Genomic DNA, 12,047 nt, shown 5'->3' on the forward strand with positions numbered 1-12,047 from the left:
GGGAGCCAAAAAACAACCCATTCACGCTGATTGCAGCCCTGAAAACAGCCAAACAAGGTCAGGAACCCAAGCCCAGCAAGAAAACCTAAGCCGGCCGGATAACCCGTCCATTTGGCTCCTGGTAGGACGGCTCCTGGGGGGCAGGCGGCAGCGGTTCCAGCTCATTCTGGACCCGCTCCAACAGGGGCCGGTAAACATCGGCACTCCACTGCGGGCTGGCGTGTGCTGGCCGCGCACCCTCCGTGCTCAGCACGGGGAGCTTCATGTTCGACGCGAAGACCTTGCTCCACCCCGCCCGCGCGGACTCGTAGTTGACCGTGTTGTCCTTGGAGTTGCCGAGGAATGCCATTTTGGCCGAGCCTATTTTGCCGGCGAAACGCAAGCCGTCGAAGTGGTAGATATACGCAGACTCCGTCTGGATCAGCACGCTGGACGGGGCGATCGGCGAGAGCTGCTCCAGGCTTTGGTCCAGGATCTGCCGCCAAGTGCGCTCGTCCTTGTGGACCACGCGCTCCCCCAGTTCGTAGCCGCCACGCAGGACTGACGGGATGCGGAAGCCATTCTCATAAAGGAACACCACGCCGTCGAACCAGCTCTGATCCAGCACATCAGCGCGGCTGAAGGGACTGGAATCCAGCACGATCAGCTGGGTCTCCACACCATGCAACTCCAGCAGACGGGCGGCAACTTGCGTGGCGAGCATCCCACCGAAGCTGTGGCCATAGAAATACAGCTTCTCCAGCCCCAGCTCGCGCACGTGAAGAATGAGTTCGCGGACGATCTCGTCAACGTCCAGGCCAAGGTTGGAATACCCGACGGCGGCAAGTCGGCCGCGCTGGTGCAGGGCCGGGCGCAGTGAGTTCAGGATCCACTGTGCTTCCTCCCAGCTGGTTTTGTACCCGGGAAAGAGGATCCAACTGGCCTTGGGAAAGTAGAGATCCGAGTAGGAATCCGGGACGCGGAGGATTTTGGTGGCGCGCCGCTCGGCCTGCACGCGCCGGGTAAACAGCATGTCTCCTGCCAACGCCAGCGAAACCCCTGCAGTGATGAGGAAGTTGCGTCGGGATGTCCGCTTTATCCGCGAAACGTTGGGCAGGATCCGAGCCCAGTCAGCCGGATCGGCAGCATCCCCTGAGACGGATCCGGGCATGGCAGAGCCCGCGCCGGGGAGGTTTTCGTTCACCTCCGGCGGAGCCTGGAGCTTCCCTACTTGAACGTCCACGCAGCTAGCATAGGCTTCGCGGGCACTGCCTTACAGCCCCGTAGTTTGTGCGCAGTTCCTGCCCCTAAAATACGCTTTTAGGGGCGTCGCCCTGTACACAAACTCCCTAGTTGAGGCCCAGTTCGTCCTTGCCGAAGGCAAAGAGGTAGGGCACGCCGGTTTCGGCTTCGATCTTCTCTTTGGCGCCGGTGTCCCGGTCCACGATGACGGCGACGGCAACCACATTGCCGCCAGCCTTACGGACTCCCTCGACGGCGGTCAGTGCGGACCCGCCGGTGGTGGACGTGTCCTCGAGGACAACCACGTTGCGGCCTTCCACCGAAGGACCTTCCACCTGGCGTCCCATGCCGTAGGACTTCTGGGCCTTACGGACAACGAATGCGTCCACGGCGCGGCCGGCGTCTGCGGCGGCGTGCATGACAGCGGTACCCACGGGGTCGGCACCCATGGTGAGTCCGCCAGCGCACTCAACCGGGATCCCGGCGTCGTCGATCATTGCCAACATGACCTGGCCCACCAGTTTGGAGGCCTCGTGATGCAGGGTGATGCGGCGGAGGTCGATGTAGTAGTCAGCTTCCTTGCCGCTGGAGAGGATCACCTTTCCGCGGACCACCGCCAACTCTTTGATGAGTTCAAGAAGGCGGGCACGGGCGGTTGCAGTGTCTGCTGCGGGGGTACTGGTGGAAGTCATGGCTTCTAGTTTAGTGGCGACCGAGCTGGGCTAAGCGCAGGGGCAGCTGTCGTTGCACGAACAACCAGCCTGGGATTCACGATCTGTTCCTCGTTGCCTGCTTCGCTATCCAACTGCTGGAGTACGGCGGACATGCAACGGCGGCCGAGTTCTTCAAAGTCCTGCTTGATGGTGGTCAGTGGCGGCAGGAAGAACGCAGCTTCAGGCTGATCGTCGTAACCCACCACGCTGATGTCTTCGGGGACACGCAACCCGGCTTCCTGGAGGGCGCGAAGGACTCCCACAGCCATTTGGTCGTTCGCGACAAAGACGCCGGTGACATTGGGCTGATCGTCGAGTTTGCGCTGTTCGATGAGCGCCAGGCCTGCGTCGTATCCCGAGGCCGCATCCCATCCCCCCTGGAGAAGAACGTGGGCCTCCAAGCCAGCGTTGCCAAGAGCCTCCTGCCATCCCTTGATGCGCTCAGCCGCGTCAATCCAGTGCGGCGGACCGGAAATATGTCCGATGTGGCGGTGACCGAGCCCGATGAGATGTTCCACTGCCAACCGCGCTCCCAAACGCTGGTTTAGTGAAGCACCCGTCAGTTGGTTCCCGGTTCCGGCGCCCACGGCCACCATGGGAAACGGGACGACGACGTCGCGGAGGGCAGCAAGGACATCCGGATGCGGAACGAGGATGACTACCCCCTCCACGGATTGATTGCGAAAATGGGCGATGGCGTCGTTGATGCTGTCGCCGGTCACTTCGCGGAGGTTGGCGATGCTGACGAAATAGCCTGCTTCCCGGCCCGCCTGTTCGACTCCGAGCAAGGTGTTGGCAGGTCCGTACTGACCGGTTTCGCAGGCCAGCACGCCTATGGTCCGGGACCGTCGCGTCACCAGGCTGCGAGCCGCCGTGTTGCGCCTGTATCCAAGGCTGGCGATTGCCGATTCCACGCGTTCCTTGGTCTGGCCGCTGACATTGGGGTGGTTGTTCAGGACACGTGAAACGGTCTGGTGCGAGACCCCGGCCAACTTGGCTACGTCCCCCATGACGGGTGGCCTATTCGGTGTTGCCCCGGGAGACATCCGCACCTCACTTTATGGATTCGTATGGCGTGCTTGGGCAGGATTGGCCCGCATCCGGCTCTTCATTCTGAGCAGGACAGCTCAGCCTCGGAGCGGGATGCAGGCCAATCCCGGGGACTTTTTGCTACTTGGCGTCTACCCGCACAGGTTCAGTCTTGGCAGGTTTGGTAGCTTCGGTTGCCGGAGGCGTGGTCTTCCACTTGAAGCGGCGGCTGAGTGAGGATCCTCCACCAGCACCCGTCCGGTTCTTGTTGAAGATGTCGAAGCCGACGGCAAGGAGGAGAACCAGGCCCTTGATGAGCTGCTGGTAGTCGGTTCCCAGGCCGAGGATGGACATACCGTTGTTTAGGACGCCCATGATGAGGCCACCGATCATTGCTCCCGCAACGGTACCGATGCCGCCTTGGACGGCCGCGCCACCGATGAAGGCGGCAGCAATAGAGTCCAGTTCAAAGCCGGTACCGCCTGCAGGCTGGGCAGAGTTCAGTCGGGCTGTGAACACCAAGCCGGCCAGGGCGGCGAGGACGCCCATGTTGACGAAGAGCCGGAAGGTTACCTTCTTGGTCTTGATGCCGGAGAGCTCTGCTGCGTGCAGGTTGCCACCGATGGCGTAGGTGTGGCGTCCGAAGATGCTGTTATTCATCAATGCCGAGTACAGGATCACGAGGACTGCCAGCACGATCAGCACGATCGGCGTTCCGCGGTAGCTTGCCAGGAGGAACGTGATGATGAGCATGAGCACGGCAATGAAGCCGTTCTTGACCGCAAACCATGCCATCGGCTCGTTCTCAAGGTTGAACTTGCGACGGACCCGGCGTTCCTTGATGGCTTGGAAGAGGATGGCTGCGGTGCCGCCAACGCCCAGGATCACGGTGAGCCATTCCAGTACGGATGTGCCTCCGGAGATATCGGGGAGGAAGCCTCCACCGAGCGCCCGCAACTCGTTGGGGAACGGGGTGATCTGCTGGTTCTTCAGGGTAATGAGCGTCAGACCGCGGAAAATGAGCATGCCGGCCAGGGTGACGATGAAGGCGGGAATGCCCACATAGGCAATCCAATAACCCTGCCAGGCACCCACCAAGGCACCCACCAGGAGACAAGCCGGGATGGCCAGCCACCATGCCCAGCCCCAGTGCACGATCATCACGCCGGCGACAGCACCGATGAACCCGGCGATGGACCCGACGGAGAGGTCGATGTGGCCGGCGATGATGACCATCACCATGCCAATAGCGAGGATCAGGATGTAACTGTTCTGGACCACCAGGTTGCTGACGTTCTGGGGTTCAAGCAGGATGCCGTTGGTCAGGACCTGGAAGAGGATAACGATCAGGATCAGGGCGACGAAGATGCCAACCTGGCGGAGGCGGCTTGTGAGGAAGCCAAGGGATTCTCGTAGGGCGGACATGTTGGCTATTCCTTCTCTTGAGTCATGAAGTGCATGAGGGTTTCCTGGGTGGCCTCGGCAATGGGGACCTCGCCGGTGATGTGGCCAGCGGACAGCGTGTAGATCCTGTCGCAAATGCCCAGAAGCTCAGGCAGCTCCGAGGAGATCACGATCACGGCTTTCCCGGCGGCCGCGAGTTCATTGATGATCGTGTAGATCTCGAACTTGGCGCCGACGTCGATGCCACGGGTTGGTTCGTCCAGGATCAGCACGTCCGGATCCGAGAACATCCACTTACTCAGCACTACTTTCTGCTGATTACCGCCGGACAGCTTGCCGGTGATGGCTGCCACGGATGGGGCCTTGATGTTCATGCTCTTGCGGTAATGGTTGGCGATGGTGGTCTCTTTATTGCCATCGACCCAGCCACGTTTGGCCAGCTTGTTCAGCGCTGCCATGGAGATGTTCCGTTTGATGTCCTCAATGAGGTTCAGGCCATAGTGCTTGCGGTCCTCGGTGGCGTAGGCAATGCCGTGATCGATCGCGTCGGAAACGGTGGACGTGTCGATCTCTTCGCCATACTTATAGACCCTGCCCGAAACGGCTCGTCCATATGTCCGGCCGAAAACGCTCATTGCCAGTTCCGTGCGGCCCGCGCCCATAAGGCCGGCCAAGCCCACCACTTCGCCCTTGCGGACATTCAGGTTGGCGTTGTGAACCACGATGCGGCTGTGGTCCTGGGGATGCTGAACGGTCCAGTCTTCAATGCGGAGGACTTCCTCTCCGATGTTCGGAGTGCGGTCCGGATAGAGGCTTTCAAGGTCGCGTCCCACCATGCCGCGGATGATGCGTTCCTGGGTGATTTGGCCCTGGTCCAGCCGCAGGGTCTCAATGGACTTGCCATCGCGGATGATAGTGACGGCGTCGGCCACCTTGCGGATCTCGTTGAGTTTGTGGCTGATGATGATGCTGGTGACGCCCTGGCCCTTGAGGTGCAGGATGAGGTCCAGCAGGTGGTCCGAGTCTTCATCGTTCAGCGCAGCGGTTGGCTCGTCCAGGATGAGGAGCTTCACCTCTTTGGAGAGCGCCTTGGCAATCTCCACGAGCTGCTGCTTGCCAACACTGATGTGCTGGATGGGTGTGACGGGGTTTTCGCTCAGACCTACACGGGCAAGCAGCTTGGCGGCTTCGAGGTTGGTTTTCCGCCAATCCACCCAGCCGTTGTTTGCCAGTTCGTTGCCGAGGTAAATGTTCTCAGCGATGGAAAGGTACGGGCTAAGGGCCAGCTCCTGGTGGATGATCACGATCCCGCGCTTCTCGCTGTCCGAGATGCTGTTGAATTCGCAGGGTTCGTTCTCAAAAAGAATGTCGCCGTCAAAGGAGTTGTGCGGGTACACCCCGGACAACACCTTCATCAGGGTGGATTTCCCGGCGCCGTTCTCTCCACAGATGGCGTGGACTTCGCCGCGGTTTACATCCAGGGTGACGTCCTGAAGGGCCTTGACCCCGGGGAAGGTCTTGGTTATTCCTCGCATTTGAAGAATGGGTACGTTCATCGTCAATTCCCACTGACTGGTTGGAACTTGGCCTGGCCGGGGATTCGGCCGGCTCATGGTGGGTTGTGGCCCCGCCCCGCTTTGGCAGCGGGACCACAACCCGAAGGAAGTGCTTACTTGACGTCGGATTCCTTGTAGTAGCCCGAGTCGATGAGTTCCTTCTTGTAGTTGTCCTTGGTGATGATGACGGACTTCAGGAGGAAGGCCGGAACAACCTTGACCTTGTTGTTGTAGGTCTTGGTGTCGTTGGTTTCCGGCTCGTTGCCCTTGAGCACGGCGTCAACCATCTTCACGGCCTGCGCGCCGAGCTGGCGGGTGTCCTTGAAAATTGTGGAGTACTGCTCGCCGGCGATGATGGACTTCACGGAGCCCTTCTCGGCGTCCTGGCCGGTAACTACCGGCAGCTTTCCGGTGGAGTAGCCACCCGTGCTGGTCAGGGCGGAGATGATGCCGATGGAGAGGCCGTCATACGGGGAGAGCACGCCGTCCAGCTTGGTGCCGGAGCTGTAAGCCGAGGTCAGGATGTCTTCCATGCGCTTCTGGGCAACGGGTGCCTGCCAGCGCAGGATGGCTGCCTGCTCGAACTTGGTCTGGCCGCTGGGAACCTTCAAGGTGCCTGCATCGAGGTAGGGCTTGAGGGTGTCCATGGCGCCGGTCCAGAAGAAGTTGGCGTTGTTGTCATCCGGGCTTCCGGCGAAGAGCTCCACGTTGAACGGGCCCTTGCCTTCAACCTTCTTGCCACTTGCGTCCATCAGGCCAAGGCCGGTGAGCAGTGACGTAGCTTGCTGGACACCTACGGTGTAGTTGTCGAAGGTGGTGTAGTAATCAACGTTGGGCGTTCCGTTGATGAGGCGGTCGTAGGCGATGACCTTAACGTTCTGTTCCTTGGCCTTGGCCAGGACGTCCGTCAGCGTAGTGCCATCAATTGCTGCGATGATCAGGGCTTTGGCGCCCTTGGTCAGCATGTTCTCAATCTGGGAGACCTGCGTAGGGATGTCATCGTTGGCGAACTGAAGGTCAGTCTTGTAACCAAGGTCCTTCAAGGACTTCTCAACGTTGGCGCCATCGGCGATCCAACGCTCGGACGTCTGCGTCGGCATCGAAATGCCGACCAGCGAATCGCTGGGCTTGGCGGTGCTGCTGGATTCTGCAGCTCCTCCGCGGCTACCGCAGCCCGTGGCTCCCACGGTCAAGGTAAGGACAACCGCTACGGCGCCCAGGAGTTTCTTTAATCTCACGATGCTCTCCTTCCGCGGCAGCATTGCCGCGAACTCTGATGCAGCCGGAGCATCTGTGCGTCCGGCACGGTGAAGCTGGGGTGGCCTGTGTGCTGGGGGCGGCACATGCCACTTCAAAGTGATACGACAGCCATTGTGAACGCTAACAATACTGCGGGTCAAGTGGATTGGATCACAATTTGGTTATACCCCTACTCGGGAGTAATCCTTGCGGAAAATTCTTGACTTGAATCGTTGTTAGCGTTCACAATTGGCGCTCGTCCGTGTCGACGTCGCACACAAGAAAACCCGGCACCGCCTTGTGGCCAGTGCCGGGCTTCCAGTGCTTCGGCCTAGGACCGTGCTCCTTCGAGGGCTGCGACTACTCTGTCCACGATCTTCTCCACGGATTGGGCGATGTCCACAACGATTCCGGCTTCGTCGGCCTGCAACGGCTCCAGCGTTGCGAGTTGCGAATCCAGCAGCGACACCGGCATGAAGTGTCCCGGGCGTGCCTTCATGCGTTCATCCAACAACTCCCGGCTGCCGTGCAGGTGCACGAAAAACACGGACGGATCGCCTGTGCGGATGATGTCGCGGTAGGTGCGCTTGAGCGCGCTGCAGGCAATCACAAGAGCAGAGTTCGACGCCGTGAACCGCCTCCCGATTTCGGCCAGCCAAGGTGCCCGGTCCTCATCGTTCAGCGGAGTACCCGAGGCCATTTTGTCGATGTTCGACTGCGGGTGCAGCGAATCGCCGTCGAGGAATTCGGCTCCGAGCCGCTCAGCGACGGCTGCGCCCACAGTGCTCTTGCCGCAGCCCGCTACACCCATCACCACAATGTGCTGATGGGTGCCGCCGGCAGAAACGGAGACACCAGTCATGGCTGCTTCACCAGCCATGTCCGCTCTACCAGTCATGAACAGTCCCGTCCACGAGTCGGTTGTAGGGCAGGTAAGCCTGCTGATACGGGAAAGCAGCGGCGGCTTCCTCGTTGAACTCAACACCGATGCCTGGCTCATCGCCCGGGTGCAGGTAGCCGTCCTTGAACGTCATGGACTGCCGGAAGACCTCGTTGGTCTTGTCCGAGTGCTGCATGTATTCCTGGATGCCGTAGTTGTGGATGGCCAGGCCAACGTGCAGCTGGGCAGCGAAGCCCACCGGGGAGATGTCCGTGGGGCCGTGGAAACCGGACTTGATCTGGTACTGCGCAGCAAAATCCATGACCTTCTTCAACGGGGAGATACCGCCGAAGTGGGTGGAAGCTGCACGAACGTAGTCGATCAACTGTTCCTTGATCAGGGTCTGGTAGTCCCACACGGTGTTGAAGATTTCGCCGATGGCCAGCGGCGTGGTGGTGTGCTGGCGGACCAGGCGCAGGCCTTCCTGGTTCTCGGCCGGCGTGCAATCCTCCAACCAGAACAGGTCATAGGGCTCCAGCGCCTTGCCAAGCTTGGCTGCCTGAATGGGTGTCATGCGGTGGTGGCCGTCGTGCAGCAGCGGGATTTCCGGGCCGAACTCATTGCGCACGGCCTCGAACACGGTGGGCAAGTGGCGCAGGTAGGCCCGGGTGTCCCAGTCCTCCTCCAGCGGGAAGTTGCCACGGCCGGCGGGCTCGTAATCGTACCGTTCCCCGGACGCCTGGGCCTGGGCGGCAACACCGTACACGGCCTTGATGCCTGGGACCGCGGTCTGGATCCGGATGGACTTGTAGCCCAGTTCCAAGTGCTCGCGCACCGAGTCGAACAACGACGGGATGTCAGAACCCGAGGCATGCCCATAGGCACGCAGCCCGTTCCGGGAAGCACCACCCAGCAACTGGTAGACCGGCATGCCGGCCACCTTGCCCTTGATGTCCCACAACGCCATGTCCACCGCAGCAATCGCCGCCATGGTCACCGGACCACGGCGCCAGTACGAGCTGCGGTACAGGAACTGCCACGTATCCTCGATCCGGTGCGGATCCTTGCCGATCAGCAGCTGCGCAACATGCTCCTTGAGGTACGCGGCGACGGCGAGTTCCCGGCCGTTGAGCGTTGCGTCGCCGATGCCCGTCACACCGTCCTCCGTGGTGATCCGCAGGGTGACGAAGTTCCGTGAGGGGCTGGTCACGAAGACTTCAGCGGCAATGATTTTCATGGTCGAGGATCCTTCCGATGGATATTAAGCGTGGGAGATGGTGACGGCCAGAGGGTCCTGGAGCCGATGAATCTGCGCAACGAGGGCAGCATCCCTGGCGAGCCCGGGATTGACCAGCGCCAGCAGCGCTGCGGTGCGGTGTTCGCCGTCGAGCGTTTTCGCTTCCCTGATCCCGGCGGCGAGCGGGTCTTGGAAGTCATCTGTGGAGGACAAGTATGCGATCCAGGCTGCGATCATCCGCGCGGCACCGTCTCCTGTACGGCCGGCAGCACGTTCGGCGTCAAGGACCGGCAAAGCCCGCAGGCGAAGCTTGGTGGTCCCGTCCATGGCAATCTGGGATAGATGGTGGGCGATCCGGGCATTTCCGAACCTTTCCAACAGTGCCTGGCGGTATTCCGGAATTTCCAGCGCATCACCGGGAATGTGGTGCGACGCTTCGTCCCAGAAATCTTCCACTGCCTTGCGGCACACCGGATCGGCAAGGGCCTCAGCCACTGTTGAATGGCTCCTGAGCTGCCCGGCATAGGCCAGGATCGAGTGCGCACCGTTCAGCAACCAGAGCTTCCGGTTCTCGTAGGGCTCAATGTCATCGACAAAGACTGCCCCAGCGTCTTCCCACTGAGGGCGGCCCGCTGGAAAGTCGCCGCTGAGGATCCAGTTGTGGAAGGGCTCAGTGACCACCGCAGCTTGGTCCCGGTAACCGCACTGCTCAGCGACTGCGGCCACGTCATCCGGAGTTGTCCGGGGTGTGATGCGGTCAACGGAGGTGCTGACAAAGCTGACGTTGGAATCGATCCATGCCGCCAAGTCCGCATCCTTGGCGCGCGCAAGGACACCCATGGCCTGCCGCGCTACGGTTCCGTTCTCGGCGAGATTGTCGCAACTCACGACGGCGAGTGGTCCCGTCCCAGCGTCCCTGCGGGCGGCGAGGGCGGTCACCAGACGGGCCAACGGCGTCGAGTTGTCATCCATGTCGGAATCAACCGCAGCGTATGCGGCCTCGGTGATGGTGAGCGTGACAATGGCAGTGTCCGGTGCAGCCACCAACTCCGCCAACCGTCCGACGTCGGCCCCGTCCACCGCCTCCGCGATGCTGCCGATGACCTCGAACGAGTCGCCTATGCCGGACCGCTCCACCACTGTGAACAGGCCGTCCTGTTCCGCCAGAACTGCTGCGGCCTCGGGGCGGCGGCCGGTGAAGGCGGCGATCCCCCATTGGGCAGAATCGCCGGCATGCTGCGTATACCAGGCCTGGTGCGAGCGGTGGAACGCGCCAAGGCCCAGATGCACCATGCGCACCGGCGGTTTGGGCACGGGCCTCTCGGTACGGTTGAGCCGCGGCAGTTCCGCCGACCGGCCCTGCTCGGCACTCACAGTTTGAACACCCTTCGTGGCGAAGAATCGACGACGTCGACAATCAACTCGTGGGCGCGGTCCTCGCTGATGCGGTGCTCGGCAACGAGCCGCGCGAGGAAGGAGGCTTCGATCCGGCGTGAGGCATCATGCCTGGCGGGAATGGAGCAGAACGCGCGGGTGTCGTCGATGAATCCGGAAGACCTGGAGAAGCCGGCGGTCTCCGTAATGGCCGAACGGAAACGAAGCATGGCATCCGGCGCGTCCAGGAACCACCATGGAGCCCCGATGTACACGGACGGGTAAAAGCCCGCAAGCGGCGCGAGTTCGCGGGAGAAGACGGTCTCGTCCAGGGTAAACAGCACCAGATGGAAGTCCTTCGCTGTCCCGAAGTCCTGCAGCAACGGTCGGATGGCCTCCGTGTAGTCCACGGCAAAGGGGATGTCGTGGCCAGTGTCCGCGCCGAACGCCTCAAAAGTGGGCTGGTGATGGTTCCGATACGAACCGGGGTGGATTGTCATCACCAGGCCGTCCTCCACGGACATCCTGGCCATCTGGTACATCATGTGTGCTTCGAAAACGTCGCGGTCCGCGGCTGTTGCTTGGCCGGACCGGGCGCGTTCGAACAATCTTTCCGCCTCAGCAGCGTCCAGCTTGAGCGTGGCAGGGGTGCGGACTCCGTGGTCCGCCGAGACCGCGCCATGCTCCACAAAATAGCGACGGCGGTTTTCCAGTGCCGTGAGGTAGCCGCGGTAGCCCGTGCCGCCGTCGGACGCTGTTTCAATGAGGCGCTCAACGTTGGTTCCCCACGACGGATGGGCGATATTCAGGTACGCATCCGGGCGGAAGGTTGGCAGGACCCGTCCATGGAATGAAGGATCAGCCGCGAGCGCACGGTGGCTTGCGAGGTTGTCCAGGGGGTCGTCAGTGGTGGCAAGTACTTCGATGTTGAAGTCTTTGAAGAGCTCGCGGGGGCGGAATCCCGGCTCGGCGAGCTTTGCGGTCATGGCATCGAAGGTGGCATCGGCCGTGTCCGCACTCAAATCGCCCGGCAACCCAAAGACTGTCTCGAACTGGGTCCGCAGCCAGTATCCGGAAGCCGTGCCGTCAAAGAGAGGCAAGGATTCGCAGAAGAGCCGCCAGACCTCCCGTGCCCCGGCACCCGGCTGGAGCTGTTCCAGCGGTACGCCTGAGGCGTGGATGAGCCGCGTGACATAGTGGTCCGGAGTAACAAGCAATGCGGCCGGATCCGGGAACGGGGTGTTCTGCTCGATCACTGCAGCATCAACGTGCCCGTGCGGGGAGATGATGGGGAGGTCCTGGACCCTGGCCAGCAACGTGCGGGCTACGGAACGCGTTCCGGGGTCCGCTGGCAGCAGCCGGTCCGGGTGGGTGGCAAGCGACTCGGTCATGGG

General features: G+C 61.6%; 10 protein-coding genes. All 10 read right to left on the reverse strand.

The genetic code is table 11. The features are described from left to right. Window positions 1-85: 85 nt before the first annotated feature. Window positions 86-1,222 (reverse strand): thioesterase domain-containing protein, encoded by a 1,137-nt coding sequence (locus KSW38_RS01825; protein WP_216922124.1) that lies wholly within the window; start codon window positions 1,220-1,222, stop codon window positions 86-88. Window positions 1,223-1,328: 106 nt separating this feature from the next. Then, a complete protein-coding gene (gene pyrE / locus KSW38_RS01830; protein WP_216922127.1) occupies window positions 1,329-1,913 on the reverse strand; it encodes an orotate phosphoribosyltransferase in 585 nt (194 codons plus the stop codon). 5 nt (window positions 1,914-1,918) lie between these two features. After that, window positions 1,919-2,944 carry a LacI family DNA-binding transcriptional regulator gene (locus KSW38_RS01835; RefSeq protein ID WP_216922130.1) on the reverse strand — a complete coding sequence of 342 codons (1,026 nt, stop codon included), beginning with the start codon at window positions 2,942-2,944 and terminating at the stop codon, window positions 1,919-1,921. Between the two features lie 160 nt (window positions 2,945-3,104). Continuing rightward, complete coding sequence (mmsB, locus tag KSW38_RS01840; protein ID WP_216922132.1) at window positions 3,105-4,388, reverse strand: multiple monosaccharide ABC transporter permease; 1,284 nt, start codon at window positions 4,386-4,388, stop codon at window positions 3,105-3,107. A 5-nt stretch (window positions 4,389-4,393) separates the two neighbouring features. Next, complete coding sequence (gene mmsA / locus KSW38_RS01845) at window positions 4,394-5,923, reverse strand: multiple monosaccharide ABC transporter ATP-binding protein (protein ID WP_216922134.1); 1,530 nt, start codon at window positions 5,921-5,923, stop codon at window positions 4,394-4,396. A gap of 113 nt (window positions 5,924-6,036) precedes the next feature. Beyond that, a complete protein-coding gene (chvE, locus tag KSW38_RS01850; RefSeq protein ID WP_428982342.1) occupies window positions 6,037-7,161 on the reverse strand; it encodes a multiple monosaccharide ABC transporter substrate-binding protein in 1,125 nt (374 codons plus the stop codon). 332 nt (window positions 7,162-7,493) lie between these two features. After that, window positions 7,494-8,060, reverse strand: coding sequence for a gluconokinase (locus KSW38_RS01855; protein ID WP_254185955.1), 567 nt, complete (start codon window positions 8,058-8,060; stop codon window positions 7,494-7,496). Next, window positions 8,050-9,279 carry a D-mannonate dehydratase ManD gene (manD, locus tag KSW38_RS01860; RefSeq protein WP_216922140.1) on the reverse strand — a complete coding sequence of 410 codons (1,230 nt, stop codon included), beginning with the start codon at window positions 9,277-9,279 and terminating at the stop codon, window positions 8,050-8,052. Before manD ends, KSW38_RS01855 begins: the two co-directional genes overlap by 11 nt. Before the next feature lie 24 nt (window positions 9,280-9,303). Further along, on the reverse strand, window positions 9,304-10,572 hold the full coding sequence (locus KSW38_RS01865; protein ID WP_216922818.1) for a mannitol dehydrogenase family protein: 1,269 nt from the start codon (window positions 10,570-10,572) through the stop codon (window positions 9,304-9,306). Between the two features lie 77 nt (window positions 10,573-10,649). Beyond that, window positions 10,650-12,044 (reverse strand): glucuronate isomerase, encoded by a 1,395-nt coding sequence (gene uxaC / locus KSW38_RS01870; RefSeq protein ID WP_216922142.1) that lies wholly within the window; start codon window positions 12,042-12,044, stop codon window positions 10,650-10,652. Window positions 12,045-12,047: the final 3 nt, after the last annotated feature.

The organism is Paenarthrobacter aromaticivorans, from assembly GCF_019038615.1.
Taxonomy (GTDB): Bacteria; Actinomycetota; Actinomycetes; order Actinomycetales; family Micrococcaceae; genus Arthrobacter; species Arthrobacter aromaticivorans.